Here is a 22,318-nt window from a genome sequence, read left to right as displayed (position 1 = left end):
CGGTTGGGCCATCCGCGAGACATTCATCAAGAAAGCGGGGGCGATCACAGATGGCACAACACTTCAACCGGCTACGGTTCAGCAACGACATCGGGCTGGACGTCCACTACCTGCGCATCCTCTCCGGCGCGCCGTACGGCGCCGCCTCCGCGGGGGAGGTCATGAACGTCGCGAGCACGATGCGGGCCCGCGGCGGCGACCGCGACATCTACATCGAGACCTGGGCCGAACTGGGCCGGCGGATCGCCGCGCAGGCGGAGGAGGCGCTGGCGGCCGGCCGGCGAGTGACCGCGCGAGCCGCGCATCTCAGGGCCTCGACCTACCTGCGCGCGGCGGAGTTCTTCTTCCCCGCCAACCGGCTGGAGGAACGGCGGAAGGTGTATGAGGAGAGCCTTACGCAGTTCGACGCCGCGGCGGAGCTCATGCCCCACCCGGTCGAAAAGGTCGAGATTCCCTACGAGGACGGCGTCACGCTGCCCGGCCACGTCTTCACCGTCGCCGACGACGGGCGCCCGCGCCCGACGGTGGTGCTGTGCGGCGGGGTGGACGGCTCCGGCGAGGAGATGTATCTGCTGGGCGGAGTTCCCGACGCGCTGGCGCGCGGGCTGAACGTCATCGTGTTTCACGGCCCCGGGCAGCGCGGGCTCCAGCTCAGCCACCCCCACCTCACGTTCCGCCCGGACTACGAGGTACCGCTCGGCGCGGTCGTGGACCATGCCGTCGGCCGGACGGACGTGGACGCCGAGCGAGTCGCCCTGTACGGAGTCAGCTATGGCGGCTACCTGGCTCCCCGGGCGGCAGCGCACGACCGGCGCGTCAGAGCGCTGGTGGCCAACTCGCCGATGCGCGCGCCGCTCGGCGTCATCATGGGCGGTGCCGAGCGCGCGGCCACCGGGGTGGCGGAACAGCTCGACGAGGCCGGCTGGGCCGGACAGGCCATGGTCGAGAACTACTTCATGTGGAACCACGGGGTGAGCCGCCTGGAGGAATTCGCCGCTCGCGTCCAGGCCTTCACCCTGGACGGCCTGGAAGAACAGATCACCTGTCCCACGCTGAGCCTGGTCGCCGAAGGGGAGACGGACATCGCGACGGAGCAGGCCCGCCGCTTCCACCACGCACTACGCGCTCCCAAGTACTTCGCGACGCTTCCCGCCGTGGACGGCGCCGACACCCACTGCGGCATCAGCAACATCCCCTACACCTCGGCCATGGCCTACGACTGGCTCGCCGAGCATCTGAGGTAGCTGCACGCGCGCACCACCGCTCCGCCAATCGCACCGCCGGCGACTGACTACACATGCTGTGAAGCTCAGGGGATGACTGATGAACGACACCGTTGACCTACCCGCTGTGGCAGGCGGCGAGCGAACAGTGCTCTTCGTTGTGTACGACGGGGTTCAGCTGATGGACCTGGCCGGGCCGGCGGACGCCTTCGCCAGCGCCGCCCGGCTCGCCGACACCCGATACCAGGTACGCCTGGCCTCCACGGGAGGAGGAGATGTACGAACATCGTGTGGTGTGCGCATCAGCGTGGATGTGGACATCGCCGATATCACGGGACCGCTGGACACGCTGATGGTGGCGGGCGGCCTGAGCCGCAGGCAGGCGCTGCTCGACCACGAGCTGGTCAAGCACGTGCGGCGGCTGTCGCAGGAGGCCCGGCGCGTGGGATCGATGTGCACGGGCGCGTTCGTCCTGGCCGAGGGCGGGTTACTCGACGGACACATCGTCACCACGCACTGGCGCTTCCGCGACGAGTTGGCCACCGCCTATCCCGCGGTCACCGTCCTGGACGACGCGCTGTTCGTCCAGGACCCGCCGATCGTGACCGCCGCGGGCGTGACCGCCGGCGTGGACGTGGCCCTGTCCCTCATCGAACAGGACCACGGAACCGAGCTGACGCGGCAGGTCGCCCAGTGGCTGGTCATGTTCGTCCAGCGGCCGGGCGGGTGCTCCCAGTTCAGCGTCTGGCAGCGGACCGGCGCCGTACGCAACGAGGCACTGCGTCTGCTGCTCAGCGACATCGCCGCCTACCCCGCAGCCGACTACACCGTGCCCGCCATGGCCGCACGGCTGTCGACCAGTAGCCGGCACTTCACCCGGGTCTTCAGCCGCGAGGTCGGCCTCAGCCCGGGCAAGTACGTCGAACGCGCCCGCGTGGAGGCGGCCTGCACACTACTGGAGGCCACAGCGGAAGGCTTGGACGTCATCGCCCGCCGAAGCGGATTCGGCACAGCCGAGACCATGCGCCGTGCCTTCGTCCGGCAACTCGGCACACCCCCCAGCGCCCGCCGCCAGCGCGGCGTGCGCCTCATGGCCACGGATCGAACGGCTGAGTGATGCTCTTACCTGCGCGAACCCCATCGCGCCCGTGACCTTGAGCTCGAGGTTCCTATGTACGACACGGTCGGCTACGCCGGGAGCACAATCCTTGAGGAGTGATGATGAACATTGAGGTCTTCGGCGACGCGGATGATCCGCAGGGCGATGTCGCAGCGATCGTCGCGCTGGTCGCGGCGGTCCAGGAAGCGCAGCAGAACGAGCGGGTGGAGGATTTTCTGAGCCTGTTCAGCAAGCAGGATCCGGTGTGGACGACCGGTCACGGCAAACGACTGGCGGGGTGGGACACCATCCACGACTTCACCGCCCGAGTTCTGCCGGGGGCGACGAAGCGCGGCACCGCGACCTATACGCCGGTCCGGATCCTTTTCATCCGCCCGGACGTCGCCGCGGTCAACGTCCACCAGGTCCCCATCGATCAGGATGGCAGGGCCACGGACGATCCCGAAGGCCGCCCCTTCTACATCCTCGCCAAGACAGAGGGCCTATGGAAGATCGCCGCAGCCCAGAACACCCAAGTCCACCAGGGCTAACCACTCTGGCAATCTTGAAGTCGCCCTGGAGAAGCGCCGTTGGAAAAGCCGCCGATGACCTGGGCGTCCGCAGCTCCCACAGCACCCGCAGCTCGGCGGCGAGAGCGCCGGAAGCTTATCCAGGGCAGGACGCGACGCAGAGGAATCAGAGGACATGAGAATTCTGGTACTGGGTGGCACCCGGTTCGTGGGCCGCGCCATCGTCGACGCCCTTTTGTGCGATCACGAGGTGTCGGTGCTCAACCGGGCGACTCGGCCGCTGTGGGATCGCAGGTTGACGCAGGTGGTCGCCGACCGGACCGACGCGGGCCAGATGCGCCGGGCGCTCGGCGCCTCCTCCTACGACGCCGTCGTCGATGTGTCGGGGACCGAACCCGTGCACGTCTCTAACGTGATTCGGGCGCTTCCACAGGGGGAGAGCCTGCGCTACGTCTACATCAGCTCGGCCACGGTCTACAATCGGCTGTCCGCCGACCCTCCGTTCGCGGAGAAGGACAGGGCGGACGGCGACGCGGTCTGGGACGGCTACGGGGAAGCGAAAGCCGCCTGCGAGGCGTTGCTGCGCGGCGCGCTTCCCTCTGGAACGCTCACGATCCTGCGCCCCCCTTATGTCTACGGACCTCACAACGCTGAGCAGCGGGAGCAGTTTCTCTGGGCCCGTATGATCTCCGGCCGGCCGATCCTCGTTCCAGGCGACGGCGGCACCCGTATCCAGTTCGTCCACGCCAGGGAGCTGGCGCGCATTGTCGCCACAGCTTGCGAGAAAAGGCTCGTGCCGGATGTGTACAACGTGGGGGAGCACGCCACGTACTCATTCCTCGAATACCTGCACATACTGGCGCGTGTCGCGGAGGTCACGCCTCGGCTGGTGATGATCACGGACACGTCGATACGCCCGCGTGACTATTTCCCGTTCCGTGACGTGGAACTGACGCTCGATGTGAGCAGGCTGGCAGCTGCGGGCGTCACGGCCGGCTCTCACCTCACCGAGGGTTTGGCGGAGACTCTGGCATGGTTTCAGCGGTACGGCGATCTGAAGCACGTTCCCGCCCGTGAGGAAGCACGATCAGGCCCGGCGGGCGCTTCGTTCAGGGACGGCGGCTCCACGCGGTCTCCGGCGTGAGGCGTGCCTCCTCCGATCAGCCGTCCCTGATCGAGACGGTTCTGGCCTGAACCCCCTCGACGTTGCCGTCCGACACCGCAGGCTTCCCCCGCCGTGATCGTGACGCGACTCCGCCGGCACGGCGTACGCCCCCGCGCGACGTGCCGGCGCATGCCGCCGGCTGGTGGCGTGCGCCGGCCTGACGAGCGGGGCGGCGCCGAGGTCGCCGGATCAGCGGGTGCGGTAGAAGCGGACGTAGTCGAACTCGGCCTCGACCGCGGGCTGCGCCCCGCCGTGGGCGACCAGGCCGATGCGCGGGGACGTGTCCTTGCCGAACGTCCACACCCCGGCCCACGTCCACGTCTTGCCGTCACGGCTCGACCCGGCGCGGAACTCGTGTTCCCCGGTCTCCCGGTCCACGTGGTGGGCGAGCCGGAGCCAGGTCGTCTTCGCCGGGGCTCCGGCGATGTTCCCGCCGAACGACAGCCGGTCGGCGAAGGGCAGCTCGCGACCGTACTCCACCTGCCGGGTGTTCCAGATGGCCACCTGGGAGAGCCGGGCGAAGTCGTCGTCGGAGGCGTAGGCGACGAGCCCTGCCTGCTGGTGGTTGCGTACGGTGTCCTCGCCCAGGTCGAGCGTCACCTTGGTCTCCACGATGTAGTCGCCGGACGGCGGCGTGCGCAGCAGCACGCTCGCGGTGTTGCCCGTTCCCACCAGGTCGCCGTTCTGCACCGGCCAGCGCAGCGCGCCGCCGGCGACGCGGGCGGCGGGGTCCTCGCGCACCCACTGCCAGGCGCGGTCGAGGCCGCCGAACTCGTCGGCGTCGAGCTTCCTGCCGGGCTCGGGGACGGGCGCCATGCGGGTGACCGGCTTGGCGAGCCGGGCCACGCTGACGTTGTCGAACTCCGCCGTGCCCCTGGCGACCACCCCGAACGCGCCGGACAGCGGGACGGGCGAGTCCAGGCTCACGCCGGCCTGGGGGTCGCCGAGCCTGGCCGAGGTCACCTCGGCGGTGATCGTCCGGCCCTTGACCGTGACGGCCAGGTTCCGCCAGGTGGCGGCGCCTCCCGGCAGGGCCACCGTGCGGCGCTCGCCGCCCGCCGTGACGGTCAGGCCGGAGTCTGACACCACCGCGGTGGCCGCGCCGATCCGCAGTCCCGCCGTGTCACCGGGGCGCGCGTCGGCGAGCCGGAGGTCGGTCTCGGCCCGGCGGTCGCCGCCGAGGCCCTTCCTGGACGCCAGCGTCGCCTGCTCACCACCGGTGTGCCGGACATATCCGTCCTGTACGGCCCAGCCGCCGGTGTCACGCCACCCGGACAGGTCGCCGGAGAACCGTTCGTCGACGTGCCCGCGCGTCACGGGCCGCTCGGAGGAGCGTTCGGACGGTCCCGCCCCGGCGCGGACGACCGGCCAGCCGTCGATCCAGTCGAGCCGGTCGAGCAGCATGGGCCGCTCGTTGACGCCGTACGGCTCGTCCAGGAACGGGTCGTCGCGGTCGATCGCGTGGTAGAGCATCCAGTCCTGCCCGGCCAGGTCGGTGAGCTGGGCGTGGTGGCCGACGCCGATCCAGCGGTTGCCGTTCTGCGCGAGGACGGGGGTGCCGCCGGCGCGGGAGGCGAGCAGGGGTTGTCCTTCCCGGTCGGTGAACGGCCCGAGCGGGCTGGTGGCGCGCCCGGCCAGCACCGAGTAGCCGGTGGTGGGGCCGGCGCAGCAGTTCGCCGACGAGGCCAGCAGGTAGTAGTAGCCGTCGCGGCGGACGACGTACGAGCCTTCGAACTTGTTGTCCACGGCGACCTGGGTGGGTTCGCCGACGGGTTCGAGGCCGTCCGCGGACAGCTCGGTCACCCACACCCCGCCGAAGAATCCGCCGAAGTACAGGTATTTCTTGCCGTCCACGTCCGTGAACTGCGAGGGGTCGATCGTGTTCCAGTACGCGTCGCCGGACGGGCGCGGCGGAACCACCGGCTCGGGTGCGGGCGTCCACGGCCCCGTCGGCGTGGGCGCGGTGGCGACGCCGATCGAGTAATCCCATGGGTGCGGCGTGCTCGCCGAGTTGGTGACCGTGAAGTACATGACGTACCGGCCGTCGAGATAGCGGACGTCGGGCGCCCAGAGCAGGGTGCTCGGATCCGCGTACGACGGCAGGTCGCCCTCGCCGAACGCGTCGCCCACGTACGTCCACTCCACCAGGTCGCTGGAGCGGGCGATGGGCAGGCGGTGGTGTTTCCCCTCGCCCTCGCGCAGCGGGTCGGAGGTGCCGTAGGAGTACCAGTAGCCGTCGAGCCCGCGGATCACGGCGGGGTCGGCGAAGGTGTCGGCGAAGTCCCGCGACACGGGATTGTCATAGGACGGCGTGCCCATCAGCGACAGGATGAGCGAGGCAACCGCTGCGATGTGCATATATCAGCCTTTCAACCCACTGCGAGAGATGCCCTCGATGACGTAACGCTGGGTCAGCGCGAACAGGATCAGCACCGGAACGCTGGCCAGCACGGCGCCCGCCATGATCACCGGGTAGTCGATCGTGTAGGCGCCCTGAAGGATGGACAGCCCGGGCGGGAGCGTGAAGTACTCCGGGCTGAAGATCACGAAGATCGGCCAGATGAAGTCGTTCCAGTTGGCCAGGAAGCTCAGCACCGCGAGCGTGGCCAGCGCGGGCTTCGACAGCGGCAGCGTGATCCTGGTGAAGATCTGCCAGTGGTTGGCCCCCTCGACCAGCGCGGCCTCGTCGAGCTCGCGGGGCAGGCCGAGGAAGAACTGGCGCAGGAAGAACACCCCGAACGCGCCCGCCGCGCCCGGCACGATCAGCGCGGTCAGGCTGTCGAGCCAGCCCAGCTGGTCGATGATGAGGAACTGCGGGATGAGGAAGACGAACCCCGGCACCAGCAGCGTGCCGACGATGACGGCGAACATCAGCCGCTTGCCCCGGAACTCCAGCCTGGCCAGCGCGTACGCGGCCAGCGACGAGACCACGAGGACGAGCAGCATGTGCAGGGTGGCCGCGATCAGGCTGTTGGCGAACCAGCGCAGCACCGGCGTCTGCGTCGTGCCCTCGAAGATGGTCCCGTACGCCCTGGTGACCGGCTCGGTCGGGAACAACGTCGGCGGCATCCTGGTGGCCTCCGACTGGCTCTTCAGCGAGGTGCCGAGCGCCCACAGCAGCGGCGCCACGAACACCACGGCCAGCGCGGCGAGCAGCGTGTAGCGCTTCACGAGCGCCTCCTGAACAGGCGGAAGTTGAGCACGCTGACCAGGATCAGGGCGAGCGTCAGCACGTAGCTCATGGCGGCGGCGCTGCCCATCTTGTACTGGCTGAGGCCCTGCTCGAGGATGTAGTAGATCGCCGTCCTGGTCTCACCGCCCGGCGCCCCCTGGGTCAGCAGGTACGACTGGCCGAACATGTTGGCCGAGGCCAGGATCGTCGTGGTGACCACGAACAACGCGACGGGCCGCAGGCCGGGCAGCGTCACGTGGCGGAACTCGGCCCACTTGCCGGCGCCGTCCACCTTGGCCGCGTCGTAGAGGTCGCGCGGGATGTCCTGCATGCCCGCGAGATAGATCACGCCGTTGAAGCCGATCGTCCACCAGACGGTCACGCCGACCAGCGCGATCCACGCCCAGGGCAGCGACGTCGTCCAGCCGATGTCGGTGCCGAGCAGCCAGTCGACCAGGCCGAGGTTCGGGTCCAGCAGCAGCCGCCACATGAGGCTGACCACGGCCACCCCCAGCACGTACGGCGCGAAGAACAGCCCGCGGAAGAACGTCCGCCCCCTGAACGGCCGGTGGAGCAGCAGCGCCAGCCCGAGCGGCAGCACCACCAGGAACGGCACGCTGAACAGCGTGAAGATCCCGGTGGCCCGCATCGACATCCAGAAGTCGGCGTAGACCGCCGATTCCGGGTCGAGCAGGGCGGTGTAGTTGCCCAGCCCGACGAACGGCCTGGCCTCCAGCAGGTAGTCCCAGTCGTGCAGGCTGATCCAGATCCCGTAGATCGCCGGGGCCAGCACGAACACGACGAAGAGCAGCAGGTAGGGGGCCAGGAAGAGGTAGGGGGTGGCGCGTCCCGACCGGGGAACGGCGGTGGCCGTGCGGGCCGCGGCACCCTTCAGGGTGAGCGAGACCATCAGGCGCCGTACTTCTTCCGGTTCTGCTCCAGGACCTTGTCCGCCTTGGCCGCCGCCTCGGTGAGGGCGTCCTTGGGGCTCTTCTTCAGCAGGATCGCCGCGTTGACGGCCTGGTCGACCACCGCTGAGGCGTCGCCGATGCCGGCCACGGGCGGCAGGAAGTACAGATGGTCGATCTGGGAGCCGATCGCCGCCTGCTCCTCCAGCCCTTTGAACTCCGCGCTCTCGCGGATGCTCTTGCGCGCGGGCACCTGACCGGCCTTGGCCCACTCGATGGAGTGGCCGCTGATCCAGTTGATGAACACCTTGGCGGCGGTCAGCTTGTTCTGGTCGGGCCGGCGCTGCTTGAAGATCACGAACTGGTGAGAGCCGGCCCATGCGGCGGGCTCGGTGCCGATCTGGGGCAGCGGCGCCACGCCCCACTCCAGGTCCTTGTGCTCGCGGAGCGTGTTGATGGACCAGATGCCGTTCCAGTTGAAGGCGGCCTTGCCGTTCTGCAGGGCGATGAAGTCGGCGTCCTGGCCCACGTTCTTCGGGCTGTAGCCCTTGTTGACCAGCTCGACCAGCCAGGTGAGCGCCTGCACGCCGGGCTCCTCGGCGAAGCGGGAGACGCCGGCGTCGTCGGCGAACAGCCGGCCGCCGTTCTGGTGGAGCAGGCTGCCGAACTGCATGCTTCCGGTGAAGGGGAACGGCGTGGCCCAGTGGCCCTGCACCCCGGCCTTCTTCAGGGTTTCCAGCGCGGCCAGGTATTCCTCGCCCGTCTTGGGCGGGTTGTCCGGGTCGAGCCCCGCCTTGGACAGGACGGTCTTGTTGTAGAACATGCCGAGCGGGTGCACGTCGAGCGGGATGGAGTAACGCGCGCCCTTGTAGACGCCGGCCTGCCAGACGGGCGGCGAGAAGTCCGCCTCGGTCAGGCTGAGCGAGGTGGCCACGTCGTCGAGCGGCAGCACCACCTGCCGGGCGGCGTTGGTGGCCACGCTGTCGACGTGCATGATGCCGAGGTCGGGCCCCCGCCCCGCGGACACCGCCGCGGGCACCTTCGAGTAGTAGTCGGACCACTGATAGACGTTCATCGCGATCTTGATGTTCGGGTGGGCGCTGTTGAACTGCTCGACGAGCCGCTTCATGAAGGGCCCGTCGCCGCCGGTGAACCCGTTCCAGAAGGCGAGGGACACCGCGGGGCCCGTGTAGCTGGTGGGCGCCGCCGTGGCCGGTCCGCTCGACTGCTGGGCCGCCTGCTTCGGGCCGCCGCCCCCGCCGCATCCTGCGAGCACCATCGCGCCGAGGCCGAGGCCGAGCGCGCGTCGCCGGGTCAGGCTCTCCAGGGACATGTGAATCACTCCTGCCCATGTGATGTTGCCCCGTTCTACATCGTTGGTTCTAACGTTGTAAACAGGCAGGACGAAAGTCGTTACAGCGTTGTAAACCGGGCCCTGTCAGGTCATCGGCAGCGAAAGAGGGCCGGCGTGTGGGCACGACTCAAGGACGTCGCGGAGCGGCGGTGTCGCTGCTCGCCGACCGCCTCGCCGGCGCCACGGGCGAGCCGAGAGAGGTGCGCGTCCCCCACCGGCTGACGCCCCGCGAAAGCAGCCCGTACGGCGAATTCCCGTGACCGGGACGCCCTTCACGAGACCGGCCCGTTCCCTCATCATGCCGCTCTGACCAGCGCATTCATTTGTCCAACGTCCGCTGGACAATGTTCGGACATTGATGGCTTGGCACGAGCCTGGGCGGCGGGCAAAAGTGGTGGAGGAAGCACCGGCCCTCGACGTCGTGCGCGGCAGGACCAGGTGCTTCACCTGCTCCGGGCGCTCGCCGCCGAGGCGCCTCGGGGCCCCGGCCGAGTGGATTCGCGGTGGCATCCATCCGGCCGGGGCCCGCACCGGAGAGGGCTCCCGCCGGGGATCCGGCCGGCCAGGACACCTTTGATAGCCTCGTTCCGTCTGGACGTGGTGCGGTTCTGCAGCCGCACGGGCGCTCGACCGAAGCAGGGGTGGGATGGCGGAGTCCTCCGGACCGCAGGACGAAGGCACGGGATCCCGGCGAGGGCGCCGGCCGATCCGGCCTGACCCTGGCGCCGGTCCCGTCTCCCTGCTCGCCCACCGCCTCTGGGAGCTCAAGGAGGAGGCGGGCGACCCGTCGTTCGCCGACATGGCCGGCCGGCTCGGCGCGGCGGCCTCGAAGTCGTCGCTGGCGGCCGCCGCCCGGGGCAGCGCGCTGCCGAGCTGGGAGACGACGTGGGAGTTCGTCCGCGTCCTGGCGGTCGACCGGCTCGGCCGCGAGCCTGAGCAGGTCAGGCGCGAGTGGCGCGGGCTCTGGGAGCAGGCGCAGGCTGGAGATGCCGCGGACGCACCATCCGCTGGTTCCGCCGGCCCGGGACCGTCCCCCGGCCCGGGACCGGGCGCTCGCCGTACGCCGCCAGTCAGGAAGGCGACCGTGCTCGCCCTGGCGACCGGCGTGGTCGGGGTCGTCGCCATCCTGCTCGGCTGGGTGCTGCCGCTGCTCGGAGGCAGCGACGAGAACGAACCCACGGCCCAGCCCACCCCGGCGCAGAGCGTCTCGCCGCGCGACGACTCCGCCTTCGAAGGGGACGTGACCTTCCCCGACGGGAGCGTGGTGAAGCGGGGCACCTCCTTCGACAAGGTCTGGCGCATCCGCAACGCGGGGACCGTCCCGTGGCAGGACCGCTATCTGACCCGCATGAACGACACCCCGTGCAAGGCGCCGGAACGGGTCGGGATCGGACCGGTGCTGCCCGGGGAGACGGTCGACATCACCGTACGCGTGCGCGCCGCCGACTCCCCCGGCCGCTGCAAGATCTTCTGGAAGATGACCGACGAGGACGGCACCCCGCTGCTGGCCGGCAAGAAGCCCATCTTCCTCGACGTCACCGTGGCCTGAAGCCCGCGTCTCCCAAGCGGCGCGGATGTGCTATTCCCCGGGGCAGAGGACTGCTTCCGCCGCCTTTTTGATCAGGGGCTCGACGGCGGGATCGCTGTGGGCCGTACCAAGCGTCACGGACACGACGAACTGCACACCGGTGTCACGCGAACCGTAGGTGATGGCTTTGAAACTGGGTGCGCTGCCCGCCACGCTCCCGTATTCGCCCCCGCACACGCCCTTGTCGGACGGCTCTTCTGAGGGGGGCGGGGTCGGCCGGCCGGCGTTCAGCGCGTCCTTCTCCTCCTTCGTCAGCAGGTCCTTGCCGAGCGCCAGGTGGAAGGCGCTCAGGTCGTCGGTGGTGGAGATCACCCCTCCGGCCGCGTAGCCGTAGCTCATGTTGAAGCGGTCGACGTCGTGCAGCTCGCCGTTTTTGCCGGGGTAGTAGCTGTGCCCGTGCGGGCCCTTGATACGGCCGGGGAACTTGACCGGCAGGTAGGTGTCATCCATGTGCAGGGGGTCGAAGATGCGCCGCTCGAACTCCGCGGCCACCGAGTGATCGGTGAGGTCTTCGATGATCAGTCCGAGAAGGTAGTAGTTGGTGTTGGAGTAGGAGAACTTCTCCCCCGGTTCCTGGGTGCGCGCCACGGTGCGTGACCTCTTGACCAGGTCCATCGGCGGGTAGTACGTGGTGAAGTCCAGGTAGTCGATCAGCGCGGGGGTGAACCAGTTGGGGATGCCCGAGGTGTGGTGAATCATCTGCTCCACGGTGATCTCGTCGGCCCGCTCCACCAGGTCCTTCTCCGCCACCTCGGGCAGCAGGTCGCTGAGCTTGTCGTCCAGGGCGAGCTTGCCCTCGCTGACCAGCTTCATGATGACGACCTGGGTCATGGCCTTGGTCTGGGATCCGGCCCTGAAACGGGCACCCGCGGGGATCTTGCCGCCCTTGTCGTTCAGCAGGCGGGTGCCGGCCGAGCCCTTGTCGATCTTCTTGCCGTCGATGTAGACGGCGCCGATCGCGCCGACCACTTTGGAGCTCTTCGCCAGCTCTGTCAGAGCCTTCTGCACGTCGCCGAGCCGTGGCCGGTCCGCGCTGGCCGCGGTAGCGGGTGCCGCGACGCTCAGCGTCAGCGTCGCGCAGGCCAGACCTGCCAGGCCGATCACCTTCACACGATCCACAAGCGAGATCCTTTCCTCTTTCCTGAGCGGCCGGGACGGTGTCCGCGTCAGGTACTCAGACGCCCTTGTCCGGCCTATGGCGACAGGTTTAGACCTGCGGTGGTTTCTCCGCCGTTTCCGCCCGACTCGATCTGGGGCGATCCCGTCGGGGCACGCAAAGAGGCGATCCACTCCGGTGCCGGTTTCGGGGAGGTGCCGGTCGCCGCGCCTGGCGCACGAGACAGGGCCGGCGCCTGGCTGTTGCCGTAGCTCCATACCACCGTAATAGGGGCGATTTGGGACGTCTCCCGGACGCGGAGTCCACATACCGTTGCAGCACCCCCACCCCCCGAGGAGGCCCCCATGCCACGATTCCTCCGTCTCATGCTCTCCTTAGCCGTCGGCCTCGCGATCCTGCTGGTGAGCTCGCCCGCGCAGGCCACATCCATGGTCAGGGTGATCCGGTACGACGCGAGCCGCGCGGCCGAGTTCGTGAGCGCCGTGGACCAGGCGGCACAGGTCTGGAACTCCAGCGTGACGAACGTCCGGCTCGTCCGTGGCGCACCCGCCGACTTCGTCGTGTACGCCGACAACGGCTGGCCGCGGGCGCTGCCCACCGGGCTGGGCCGCGGCACGATCTGGATGGGCCGGCAGGCGACCGGCCAGGGCTACGACCCGCTGCGCATCGCCGCCCACGAGATGGGCCACATCCTGGGCCTGCCGGACCGGCGCACCGGCCGGTGCTCTGACCTGATGTCGGGGTCGAGCGCGCCGGTGAGCTGCACGAACGCGAACCCGAGCAGCGCCGAGCGGGCCGAGGTCGACCGCAACTTCGCCGGCGCGACCCCGCGGATCGAGTTCGGCAGACTCCACGTGGACCGCTGACTCCTTCACCCGGCCGCACGGTGCTCCGGTCGCGGCGTACCGTGCGGTCAGGTGCCGTCGCAGGCGTAGACGGCGAAGGTGGGGCCGGCGTGTCCCGCGCTGCGGCGGGGTTGGACGCGCACCACTCGACGCCCACTACGCTCGACGGCTACAGGCGACCCTGCGGGAAGGAGGCGCGGGCGGATGGGACGCGGCGACATCGTCTACCGATGGAACGTCCTGCCGTGGTGGCCGCTCGCGCTGTGCTGGGCGGCACTGTCCGCGCTGGCCGTCGTCATGCCCATCGTCCAGCCCGCCCGCGGTGACGTGCCGTTCGTCGTCGACGCGCTGGGCTACGCGCTCGTCTGGGGCATCCCGGCGTGGGTGGCGCTGCTGACCATGTGGTCCGTACGCCACTTCGGGCGCATCGTCGTCACCCGGACCGAGCTGCGTGTGGGTCGGCACCGCTTACCGGTCGACCGGCTGAGCCGCGACCACCTCTACCTTCTGGCCCGCGACCTGCCCGAACTGCGGGCACGGCTGGAACCGCTGCCCGACCTGCCGTGGCCGCGGCTGCGCCTGCTGGCCAGGCAGGCGCGATGGTCGGGAAAGCCGTTGGGCGGAGCCTTCGCCGCGCCGTTCGGCGTCAGCACCCACCCCCTGCTGCTGGCCGGCGGGTCGGCCGTCGAGGTGGCCACGCGCGACCTGGCCGGGCTGGTGGAGGCGCTGCTCGACGTGGTGCCGGAGACCCCGGCGACCGGGCCGTCACAGTTTCGAAGGACGGGTGTCCTGCTGCCCGTCGTGCTGGTGGTCGTGCTGCCGGGCCTCATCGTCGGCGGGCTGGTGTGGTACGTCGGCGCCGCCGCCGGCCGCACGGCGTTCGCGCTGCCGGACCGCGCGGGCGACCTGGTGCGCCGCGACGACGCCGGCCTGATCGGCGACGTGGCCCCCGCCTTCACCGGGGCGGCCCGCGTCCACCTCGACACATACGCCGCGGCCACCTACGTGCGCGACGGCGGGAAGCGGCCCGCGTACTTCGTGCTCGGCGGCGAGGGCACCGTGCAGAGCCCTCCCCGCCTCCTCCGGCAGGCGCTCGGGGCGGACGCCCAGCGGCACGACCCCGGCGCGCGGGCGGGCAGCCTATGGTGCGCCACCCGCGAGCTCGCCGGCACGTGGCGGCGGGTGTGCGGCTGGGCGGACGCCGGCACCGCGGGGTTCGTGGTCGGCCTGGGCTCTCCCTCCGAGGGCTACGCGGAACTCGCCGCCCGCACCCGGGCCGTGCGCGCCGCCGGCACCCGTACCACGGGATGATGACGGGCCCGGAACGCGACAGGCGCAGGCGAGCGGAAAGGGGATCGTGGTGAGGTGGCAGGAGGTCCGGCGTTTCTCCGCGGGGCCGGGGACGACGAACGTACCCGTCAAGATCCGCGCCGACCTGGAACTGCGGGCGCGGCGCGAGCGCCGTACCGTGCTCTGGGGATCCCCCGAGAGGCGGGGCCGGTCCGGGTGGGAGGCGTGCGCGTTCGCCGGCCGGTCCGGCGACGGGCCGCTACGGCTGTTCCTGGACTTCGAGCTCCAGGCACCGCTGTGCGGCGCCGAGCAGGCGGACTGCGGCGGCTATCTGGCACTCGACGCGCACGGCGCCCAGATCGGCACGATCCGCTGCATCGCCGGCAGGCTGGGACACGGGTGGCGGATCGAGCAGCCCGGGTTCGCGGCTGTCGAGGGCCGCAACCGATGGTCTCCGAGCGGCGGCAGGCTCGGCAGGAGCGCGCGCGAGTTGCTGCCCGGCACCCTCGTCGAGGCCGTGCTGAGCACCGCCGCGGGCCCGGAGGCGAGCGCCGCAGGGCCGGAGTCGCCGTTCCCACCGCGCACGCTCGTGTGGCTGGCAGGCGACGAGGAGGTCATGCGGTCTCAGGGCCACCGCCTGGCCACGATCAGCACCGACCGGCTCGACCGGCGCCTCGCCTTCCTCGCGGTGCTGCTGGAGGCGCGCTCCCGCTGACCTCAGGACGGACCGTCCAGGAGAATCCGCATCCGGTCGAAGTCGAACGTCAGGGTGTAGGCCTGGAAGAACCTGTGCGTGATCAGCCCGCCGATCCCGAACCCGAACGCGTCCTCCAGCATCTGCGGGAAGACCCCCGCCCGTCCAGGGACATCACGGCGGGCCGCACGGCCCAGCGTCAGCCGGTCGACCGTCACCTCGTGCGGGCCCTCCCCTGGCGGAACCGTGATCCCGGCCTGGGTGTACGTGGCGTCGGGCGCCGTGAAGCCCGTACCCGCGCCACCGGTGTCGACCAGGAACACCATCGGCCCGGTGCCGTTCACGGTCCCGTGTCCCAGGAGGAAGTGGTCACCGGCGAACCAGAGAGGCGTGCTGACCGCACCGTGCATGGCCGTGCCCTTCTTGCGCAGGACCAGCGCCTGGCCGGGATAGTCGATGGAAGCCAGGAAGTGCGACAGCACGCTCGTCCCGATCACGCCCTTGGCGTAGCGCCCGTCGGGGGCCCGCATGGAGGCGGTCGGCCCATCGGCGGGCAGGGTGTGCACGGGAACGTCGCGTATCTTCATGTCGCCGAGCGCGAGAAGGTCGGCACGCCCGTGGTAGGCCTTGAAGTCACCGTAGACGGTTCTGCCCATCGTCCACCCGTACGTCGGCACGCGCGCCTGCTCCGCGTAGTCCTCGTTGACGGCGCACATCGCGCCGGTGTCGATGAAGAACACGACCGGATCGCCGCCGTTCAGTGAGACCTCCACCATCGGCAGGGGCGTGTCGGTCAGGAACCTGACCCGGCTCGACCGCGGGCCCTCGATCCGGTACGGCTCGCGCCCGGCGAAGCTTTTGAGTTGCCCCACCGTGGCCGACGGTCCGCCGTCCTTCACCTCGGGCAGCACCGAGGCCAGTTCCTCGAAGGCGTCCAGCCGCCACAGAGTGCAGGCCAGATTGCGCAGCGACAACGCGTGCGAGGGCTCCGCTTTGAGCACGCGGACGAGCTGCCTCCTCGCCTCCTTGAGCCGGCCCGCCAGCATGAGCACGTAGGCGTGCTGGGCCAGGGCGTGCGTATGGCCGGGATCGCGTACGAGGGCTTTCCTGTAGAGGCGGTCGGCGGCCGGGAAGTCACCCTGCTCGAAAAGCTCGTCCGCCCTGTCCAGGCCACCGCGTGCCGCCGCCGCGGCGGACCCGGCGACCGGCAACCCGGCCACCGTCGCGCCCGCCAGGGCGGCTCCCTTCAGGAAACTCCTGCGCGTGTCGTACCAGCCGCTCATGCTGTCTCCTCCTTCTCCGGATGCGTCGGCTCTGTTCTACGGGCCGGGGCGTAACACGGCCGCCACCGGAGCTGTAACGCCGGTGTTATGCCGTCTCTGGCATGCTCCGAGCCGGTACGTACGGGCGCGCGGAAGGGACGGCATGCGGGTCCTGATCGCGGAAGACCAGGTCGACCTGGTCGAGATCCTGATGGAGGGCCTGCGCAGGGAGGGGATGGCGGTGGACGCCGTGCACGACGGCGCTGCCGCGCTGGAGTACCTCTCCGTCCATGGTTATGACGTCTGCGTCCTCGATCGCGACCTGCCCAGGGTGCACGGTGACGAGGTGTGCCGCCGGTTGGTCCGCGCGGGATCGGCGACGCGGATCCTGATGCTCACCGCCTCCGGCACCATCCAGGACCGGGTGCACGGGCTGACGATGGGCGCAGACGACTACCTGCCGAAGCCGTTCGCCTTCGCCGAGCTCGTCGCCCGGATCCGGGCGTTGTCCCGCCGCGCCCATCCACCGCTGCCGCCGGTGCTGACCCACGGGGACCTGACGCTGGACACCGCCAGGCGGACCGCCGACCGCGCCGGGCGGCCGTTGTTCCTCTCGCACAAGGAACTGGCCGTGCTGGAGATCCTCATGGCGGCGCGGGGAGCGGTGGTCAGCGGGGAAGAACTCCTTGAACGCGCCTGGGACGCCCATGCCGACCCGTTCACCAACACGGTCCGCGTGACGATGGCGCGGCTGCGCCGCAAACTCGGCCACCCCCCGCTGATCGACACCGTGACGGGCTCCGGCTACCGCATGACCGGCGACTCGGGAGGCGCCGCATGAGAACGATCCCCCGCCTGACCCTGCGGTTCCGCCTCGCCGCGGCGTACTGCGGCCTGTTCCTGCTGACCGGCGGGGTGCTTCTGACGATCACCTACCTGCTCGTCCAGCGCTCGCTTCCCCGGGAGTCGCTGCTGGAGTCGGGGGTCGGGGAGTATCGCGGCGAGGGCACCCACATACTTCTTGAGCTTCCCCAGCCGCTCAGGGACGTGCTCAACCAGGAGGCCGCGCAGCAGCGTTCCGCGGCGTTGCAGCAACTGCTCACCCAGTCGGGTCTCGCACTCGGCATCATGGTGGTCGTCGCGGTCGCCCTGGGCTGGCTCATGGCCGGGCGGGTGCTGCGGCCGTTGCGGCACGTCATCGCCGCCGCTCACCGGCTCTCCACCGAGAATCTCCATGAACGGATCCGGCCCCACCGGCCGGACGACGAGTTCAAGGACCTGACCGAGACCCTCAACGGCATGCTCGACCGGCTGGAAGCCGGTTTCGAGGCCCAGCGCAGGTTCGCCGCGACCGCCTCTCACGAGCTGCGCACCCCGCTGACCGTGCAGCGATCGGCCGTAGAGGTCGCGCTCGCCGACCCCCGGCCCAGCGTGGAGTCCCTGCGGCGGATGGCGTTGAAGGTCCAGGCCGCCACCGAGCGGCACGAACGCCTGATCGACAGCCTGCTGGTCCTTGCCCGTGGGCAGGCGCGCCTCGACCGGTGGCAACCGGCCGACCTCGCCGACCTCGCCCGCAGCGCTATCGCCGCCGTCTCCGCCCACGGCGTGCGCATCACCGGCGACCTGCGGCCGGCGCCCGTTCTGGGGGACGCCGCGCTGCTCGAACGCCTCGTCATGAACATCGTCGGCAATGCGGTACGCCACAACGTCCCGGCAGGGTGGGCGCACGTACGCACGGCGGCCGACGGCTGCCATACCGTCCTTGACGTGGCCAACAGCGGACCTCCGGTGCCCGCCGACGTCGTGGCCTCACTGTTCCAGGCGTTCCGGCGGCACGACCGTCCGGGCGCCGAGGAGGGGTTCGGTCTCGGGCTGTCGATCGTGGCCGCCGTCACGCGTTCCCACGGAGGCACGCTCAGCGTCGCACCGCGCGACGAGGGCGGGCTGCGGATGATCGTCAGGCTTCCCGGCTCGCACGGCTGATCACCGCCTGAGCGCCTCCAGGAAACGGTCGGCCTCCGCGGCGAGCCGCGGCAGGTCGGCCGCCGGGTCCTGGGAGCGGGCCAGCAACATCCCGCCCTCGCACAGGGCGCCGAAGACGAGCCGGGCGCGGACGGGCAGATCGCCGTCCGCGGCCTGGCCGCCCGCGACCGCCACGCGCAGGCCGTCGTGCAGGACCCGCAGCAGGTGATCGTGCTCGATCGCCCGGACGGTCTCCCAGCTCAGCACCGACGGCGCGTCCAGCAGCACGATCTGCCGGAACCCCGGGTCGAGGCAGTGCTCAAGGAAGGTACGGCAACCGCGCCGCAGCGCCTCCATCGGCTCGCGCTCCTCGCCCGCCGCCCGTTCCAGCGCGGCGGAGACCTCCTCCAGCTCGCGCACGAACGCGGCGCGGAACAGCGCGACCTTGCCGCCGAAGTGGTGGTAGGCGGCGCCCTTGGTGACGCCCGCGGCGGCGGCCACCGCGTCGATCGACGTGGACGCGTATCCCCCGGCGCCGAACATCCGGCGAGCGGCTCGCACCAGCCGCCCTGTGGTCTCGTCCGAGCGCTCTGCCTGCGTGCGGCCGGCCATCGTTCTCCCCTTGACTTGCATACTCGCGGTACGTAACTTCGAGGCTAATTACGTACCCTCAGTATGAAACATGGAGGCGAGCCGTGTCCGCACCGCAACACATCGCCGTCTACGGCGCCACCGGCCACACCGGGCGCCTCGTGGCGGCCGAGCTCCACGCCCGCGGCCGCGAGGTCATCCTGGCCGGGCGCGACGAGGGCGGGCTGAAGGCCCTGTCCGGCGAGCTCGGCGGCGCGCCCGTGCACCGGGCCGCGCTCGACGACCGCGCCGCGTTACGGCGGCTCGCCGAGCGGGCAGCCGTGCTGATCCACTGCGCGGGCCCGTTCACGCACACCGGCGGACCCGTCGCCACCGCCGCGGCCGAAGGCGGCTGCCACTACGTGGACCACGCCCTGGAGCAGCACCACACGAAGTGGATGTTCGACGCCATGTCCGAGCCGGCCCGGCGGGCGGGCATCACCATGGTCACGGCGATGAGCTTCTACGGCGGCCTGGGGGATCTGCTCGCCGGCGCCGTGGCGGCGGGCATGACGGGCGTCGACCGGGTGATCACCGCGTACGCGGTGAGCGGCTGGCGGCTGACCACGGGCGCCAAGAGCACGGCGGAGCTGCTGTTCGCCGACACCCGGCGCATCACCTACACCGACGGCGCCCAGCACATCGGCTACGTCGAGCCGCGCAACGCCGTCTTCCCCTTCCCCCCGCCGCTCGGCCCGCGCACGATGATCGCGCCCGTCCCGTTCTCCGAGGTGCTGACCGTGCCCAGGCACGTGCCGGCGCGGCAGGTCGAGGCGCAGCTCACGGCGCACACGTTCCAGGAGGAGCAGGTGTTCGCCAGCGAGCACGTCGACGCCGCCACCAGGGCGGGCTCCGACTTCACCGTGGCCACACAGGTGATCACCGAGGACGGGGGCCGCGCGGGGCGGGCGAGCGGCCGCGACCTGTGGCGGATGAGCGCGCTGACCTCCGTGGAGGCCGCCGTGCGCCTGGCCGGCGGCGCCGGCCCCGGCTCGCCCGGCGTGTACGGCCCGGCCGAGGCGTTCCCCGCCGAGCTGTTCCTACGCGACCTGGAGCGGCTCGGGCTGTTCACCCTGACCCTGCCGGAGGAACGATGATCCTCGTCACGGGCGCGGCCGGCGGGCCGCAGGGATCCACCGGCCGGCACGTCGCCGAACTGCTGCTGGAGCGGGGCGCGCAGGTGCGGGCGTTCGTGCGCTCCGACGACCATCGGGCCGCCGAGCTGCGCGAGCGCGGCGCGGAGGTGGTGGTCGGCGACCTGCGGGAGATCACCTCGGTACGCCCGGCCCTGCGCGGCGTCCGCCGGGCGTTCCTCACCTACCCGGTGACGGCGGGCCTCCTGGACGCCACGGCCGTGCTGGCGGCGGCGGCCAGGGAGGAAGGGCTGGAGCGGGTCGTCGAGGTGTCGCAGCTGGACGCCTCGCCCGAGGCGCTGACACCCCGCATGCGCCGGCACTGGGTGGCCGAGCAGGTCCTCGACCGGGCCGGCGTGGGCGCGGTGCACCTGCGGGCCGCGGTGTTCTTCGAGAACCTGGCCGTGGCCGCCGAGGGCGACCGGCTGGCGCTCCCGCTGGGGCCGCGCGACACGCGGATCCCCCTCGTCGCCGCCGCCGACGTGGCCAGGGTGGCGGCCGGCCTGCTGCTCGACCCGGCGCCCGCCGACCCGGTGTGCCTGGTGACGGGGCAGATGGCGACGATCGGCGAGGTGGCCGACGCCTTCGGGGTGGAGTACGCGGACGTGCCGCCCGAGGAGTGGGAGGCCAGGGCCATGAAGGTCTACGGCGACCCGTACACGGTCGAGCACCTGACGCATCTGTGGGCGATCTTCCGCCTCATCGGGTCCGGCGACCATCCGCTCTACCGGGTCACCGAGAGCATCGAACGCTACGGCGGCCGCCCGCCGACCACGCTGCGCGAGTTCGCCGCGCCTCGCGGTGGCGAGTAGCGACGCGAGGGCACGCCCGAACCTACTGCTCCGTGTTGCCGAACGATGAGAGACCAGCACTCAACCTGGAGACCCCATGGGCGCAGCCGGTACCATGGGGTACCAGGAAGGGGTGTGTGCAATGGCCAAGACAGCAGAGTCTGGCGCGACCGAGAAGACCAGCCGGGCCACCGCCCCGCTGAAGGTCGCCCCCGAGGTCGACCAGTTGATCTCTGACGGTGCTCACTTCCTGGGCCTGACGAAGAAGGACCTGGTCGCCGAAGCAGTCCGGGTTTACCTGGAACTACGGCGCGAGGAGATCCGCTCCAGCATGATGGAGTCCATGCGCAAGCTCGACGGCTCCAACCTCTCCCGCGTCGCACTGCTCACCGGCCTCACCGTCGAGCAGATCAATGCCGTCGGCGGTGTCCGGGAGGACTGACCCGGACCCGTCCCTGCCGACCTGGTAGCCCTCGTCCTAGAACTCGTGCCGGGGTGCGATCCGCAGAGCTGGGCGCCCGAGGCACGGATGCCCCACCGCTCCTTGATCGGGAACGAGCAGATCTGGTCCACTCTCATGGACCCTCATGCGGCCGCCAAGCTTCTCGATGCCGAAGCAGAACCATAGATCGCAGTCAACTGCGCACGGCCGGCCGCCGACCACGCTGCGCGCGTTCCGGCGCTGATCGCCGCGGGCGCCGCCGGGAGGGGGCGCCCGCGGCTGTTCGTCAGACGCCGAACGGAGGCGCGTAGCGGATCGTGCCGGACGGCAGCGGCTCGCCGTCCAGCGACAGGGCCATCAACGCCTCGTCAGGCACGTCGAAGGTGACGCCGATGCCGTGGCGGGAGGCGATGGTGAAGCCGAAACGGGGATAGTACGGGGGGTGCCCGAGCACGACCACGGCGCTTTCGCCGCGTTCCCGCGCCTCCCGCAGCGCGTCCTCGATGACCAGCGTGCCCAGCCCTTGGCGCTGCGCCTCGGGCAGGACCGCGACCGGGCCCAGGGCGAGCGCGGGTGTCTCGCCGACGAGGCAGCGGGTGAGCAGGGCGTGGGCGACGACGCGGCCACCGGAGACCGCCACCCGGGACAGGGCGGGGATCCAGGCCGGGTCGAGGCGGAGCGCCTCGACGAGGTCGGCCTCCTCCGGCCTGCCGAAGGCGGCCGCGGTCACGGACCTGATGGCAGCCTCGTCGCCGGCCGTCTCGGCGCGCAGGGTGAGATCGTCGGTCATGCGGGTGCTCCAGTCGTGTGCTGCGGGCAGGGTGAGGTGGACGTCGTCGCATCCGCGTACGGGGATGGATCGAACAACGGAGAAGCCCTTCTGAGAGGGAGGACTCCCGTACCGGCGCGCAGGGCGGGGCCCGCGTGACACCACGCGGCGACCCGGCTCAGCTGCGGTGACCGGCTCCCAGGGAGCCCGGATGGGCAGAGGAACGGATGCTGCTCACGGCAGCCACCCAGCGGGCGGTCATACGCTCCTCGCTCCTTCCTGCTCCTCCGGCGACGCCTCCGGACGCTCGCCACACCACCATGCCTTCGTATCGACCGAAAGCA

22 protein-coding genes are annotated in these 22,318 nt (G+C 70.7%); 14 read left to right on the top strand and 8 right to left on the bottom strand.

Features of this window, described 5'->3' with window-relative positions; genetic code table 11:
• The first annotated feature begins 50 nt into the window (after nt 1-50).
• From ABGA98_RS34210 to ABGA98_RS34195, 4 genes are all read left to right on the top strand, one after another.
• Entirely contained in the window at nt 51-1,244 is a 1,194-nt protein-coding gene (locus ABGA98_RS34210; protein ID WP_347622561.1) for an alpha/beta fold hydrolase, read from the top strand.
• Nucleotides 1,245-1,323: 79 nt separating this feature from the next.
• Nucleotides 1,324-2,340 carry a DJ-1/PfpI family protein gene (locus ABGA98_RS34205; protein WP_347622560.1) on the top strand — a complete coding sequence of 339 codons (1,017 nt, stop codon included), beginning with the start codon at nt 1,324-1,326 and terminating at the stop codon, nt 2,338-2,340.
• A gap of 104 nt (nt 2,341-2,444) precedes the next feature.
• Nucleotides 2,445-2,873, top strand: a complete 429-nt coding sequence (locus ABGA98_RS34200) for an SgcJ/EcaC family oxidoreductase (protein ID WP_347622559.1) — start codon at nt 2,445-2,447, stop codon at nt 2,871-2,873.
• A gap of 154 nt (nt 2,874-3,027) precedes the next feature.
• Nucleotides 3,028-3,996, top strand: a complete 969-nt coding sequence (locus ABGA98_RS34195) for an NAD-dependent epimerase/dehydratase family protein (RefSeq protein WP_347622558.1) — start codon at nt 3,028-3,030, stop codon at nt 3,994-3,996.
• 210 nt (nt 3,997-4,206) lie between these two features.
• Here ABGA98_RS34195 and ABGA98_RS34190 read toward each other — a convergent pair whose 3' ends face one another.
• The 4 genes from ABGA98_RS34190 to ABGA98_RS34175 are packed head-to-tail and all read right to left on the bottom strand — an operon-like array spanning nt 4,207 to nt 9,430.
• On the bottom strand, nt 4,207-6,375 hold the full coding sequence (locus tag ABGA98_RS34190; protein WP_347622557.1) for a family 43 glycosylhydrolase: 2,169 nt from the start codon (nt 6,373-6,375) through the stop codon (nt 4,207-4,209).
• A 3-nt stretch (nt 6,376-6,378) separates the two neighbouring features.
• Nucleotides 6,379-7,188: a carbohydrate ABC transporter permease gene (locus tag ABGA98_RS34185; RefSeq protein ID WP_132633014.1), complete on the bottom strand. Its 810-nt coding sequence runs from the start codon at nt 7,186-7,188 to the stop codon at nt 6,379-6,381.
• The gene (locus ABGA98_RS34180; RefSeq protein ID WP_347622556.1) at nt 7,185-8,099 is read right to left on the bottom strand and encodes a sugar ABC transporter permease; all 915 of its coding nucleotides are present in this window, start codon (nt 8,097-8,099) and stop codon (nt 7,185-7,187) included. Before ABGA98_RS34180 ends, ABGA98_RS34185 begins: the two co-directional genes overlap by 4 nt.
• Nucleotides 8,099-9,430 (bottom strand): ABC transporter substrate-binding protein, encoded by a 1,332-nt coding sequence (locus ABGA98_RS34175; protein ID WP_347622555.1) that lies wholly within the window; start codon nt 9,428-9,430, stop codon nt 8,099-8,101. Before ABGA98_RS34175 ends, ABGA98_RS34180 begins: the two co-directional genes overlap by 1 nt.
• Nucleotides 9,431-9,567: 137 nt before the next feature.
• On the opposite strand from ABGA98_RS34175, the gene ABGA98_RS34170 reads away from it, so the two are divergent.
• Nucleotides 9,568-9,711, top strand: a complete 144-nt coding sequence (locus ABGA98_RS34170; protein ID WP_347622554.1) for a hypothetical protein — start codon at nt 9,568-9,570, stop codon at nt 9,709-9,711.
• A 386-nt stretch (nt 9,712-10,097) separates the two neighbouring features.
• Nucleotides 10,098-11,000 carry an NBR1-Ig-like domain-containing protein gene (locus ABGA98_RS34165; protein WP_347622553.1) on the top strand — a complete coding sequence of 301 codons (903 nt, stop codon included), beginning with the start codon at nt 10,098-10,100 and terminating at the stop codon, nt 10,998-11,000.
• Nucleotides 11,001-11,030: 30 nt separating this feature from the next.
• Here the strand turns inward: ABGA98_RS34165 and ABGA98_RS34160 are convergent, their stop codons facing one another.
• Nucleotides 11,031-12,158 (bottom strand): serine hydrolase domain-containing protein, encoded by a 1,128-nt coding sequence (locus ABGA98_RS34160; protein ID WP_347622552.1) that lies wholly within the window; start codon nt 12,156-12,158, stop codon nt 11,031-11,033.
• Nucleotides 12,159-12,500: 342 nt separating this feature from the next.
• Between ABGA98_RS34160 and ABGA98_RS34155 the strand changes: the two genes are divergently transcribed.
• From ABGA98_RS34155 to ABGA98_RS34145, 3 genes are all read left to right on the top strand, one after another.
• Nucleotides 12,501-13,022: a snapalysin family zinc-dependent metalloprotease gene (locus tag ABGA98_RS34155; RefSeq protein WP_347622551.1), complete on the top strand. Its 522-nt coding sequence runs from the start codon at nt 12,501-12,503 to the stop codon at nt 13,020-13,022.
• Nucleotides 13,023-13,205: 183 nt separating this feature from the next.
• Nucleotides 13,206-14,312 carry a hypothetical protein gene (locus ABGA98_RS34150; protein ID WP_347622550.1) on the top strand — a complete coding sequence of 369 codons (1,107 nt, stop codon included), beginning with the start codon at nt 13,206-13,208 and terminating at the stop codon, nt 14,310-14,312.
• Nucleotides 14,313-14,361: 49 nt separating this feature from the next.
• Nucleotides 14,362-15,006: a hypothetical protein gene (locus tag ABGA98_RS34145; RefSeq protein WP_347622549.1), complete on the top strand. Its 645-nt coding sequence runs from the start codon at nt 14,362-14,364 to the stop codon at nt 15,004-15,006.
• Nucleotides 15,007-15,008: 2 nt separating this feature from the next.
• Here the strand turns inward: ABGA98_RS34145 and ABGA98_RS34140 are convergent, their stop codons facing one another.
• Nucleotides 15,009-16,268: an aspartyl protease family protein gene (locus ABGA98_RS34140; RefSeq protein WP_347622548.1), complete on the bottom strand. Its 1,260-nt coding sequence runs from the start codon at nt 16,266-16,268 to the stop codon at nt 15,009-15,011.
• 142 nt (nt 16,269-16,410) lie between these two features.
• Here ABGA98_RS34140 and ABGA98_RS34135 point away from each other — a divergent pair, with 142 nt between their 5' ends.
• Nucleotides 16,411-17,088 carry a response regulator transcription factor gene (locus tag ABGA98_RS34135; RefSeq protein WP_347622547.1) on the top strand — a complete coding sequence of 226 codons (678 nt, stop codon included), beginning with the start codon at nt 16,411-16,413 and terminating at the stop codon, nt 17,086-17,088.
• Nucleotides 17,085-18,230: an ATP-binding protein gene (locus tag ABGA98_RS34130; RefSeq protein ID WP_347622546.1), complete on the top strand. Its 1,146-nt coding sequence runs from the start codon at nt 17,085-17,087 to the stop codon at nt 18,228-18,230. Before ABGA98_RS34135 ends, ABGA98_RS34130 begins: the two co-directional genes overlap by 4 nt.
• On the opposite strand, the gene ABGA98_RS34125 is transcribed toward ABGA98_RS34130, so the two are convergent.
• A complete protein-coding gene (locus ABGA98_RS34125) occupies nt 18,231-18,821 on the bottom strand; it encodes a TetR/AcrR family transcriptional regulator (RefSeq protein ID WP_347622545.1) in 591 nt (196 codons plus the stop codon).
• Nucleotides 18,822-18,904: 83 nt separating this feature from the next.
• On the opposite strand from ABGA98_RS34125, the gene ABGA98_RS34120 reads away from it, so the two are divergent.
• The 3 genes from ABGA98_RS34120 (at nt 18,905) to ABGA98_RS34110 (ending at nt 21,205) form a co-directional block, all read left to right on the top strand.
• Nucleotides 18,905-19,936 (top strand): saccharopine dehydrogenase NADP-binding domain-containing protein, encoded by a 1,032-nt coding sequence (locus tag ABGA98_RS34120; protein WP_347622544.1) that lies wholly within the window; start codon nt 18,905-18,907, stop codon nt 19,934-19,936.
• Nucleotides 19,933-20,784 carry an NAD(P)H-binding protein gene (locus ABGA98_RS34115; RefSeq protein ID WP_347622543.1) on the top strand — a complete coding sequence of 284 codons (852 nt, stop codon included), beginning with the start codon at nt 19,933-19,935 and terminating at the stop codon, nt 20,782-20,784. The genes ABGA98_RS34120 and ABGA98_RS34115 overlap by 4 nt, the downstream gene beginning before the upstream one ends.
• A gap of 121 nt (nt 20,785-20,905) precedes the next feature.
• Nucleotides 20,906-21,205: a hypothetical protein gene (locus ABGA98_RS34110; protein ID WP_347622542.1), complete on the top strand. Its 300-nt coding sequence runs from the start codon at nt 20,906-20,908 to the stop codon at nt 21,203-21,205.
• Nucleotides 21,206-21,491: 286 nt separating this feature from the next.
• Here the strand turns inward: ABGA98_RS34110 and ABGA98_RS34105 are convergent, their stop codons facing one another.
• The gene (locus ABGA98_RS34105) at nt 21,492-21,995 is read right to left on the bottom strand and encodes an N-acetyltransferase (protein ID WP_347622541.1); all 504 of its coding nucleotides are present in this window, start codon (nt 21,993-21,995) and stop codon (nt 21,492-21,494) included.
• Between the last annotated feature and the right edge of the window lie 323 nt (nt 21,996-22,318).

This window comes from Nonomuraea sp. B1E8 (assembly GCF_039871515.1).
Taxonomy (GTDB): Bacteria; Actinomycetota; Actinomycetes; order Streptosporangiales; family Streptosporangiaceae; genus Nonomuraea.
The sequence above is the reverse complement of the archived record's forward strand: the minus strand, read 5'-3'. Positions and strand labels throughout refer to the sequence as shown.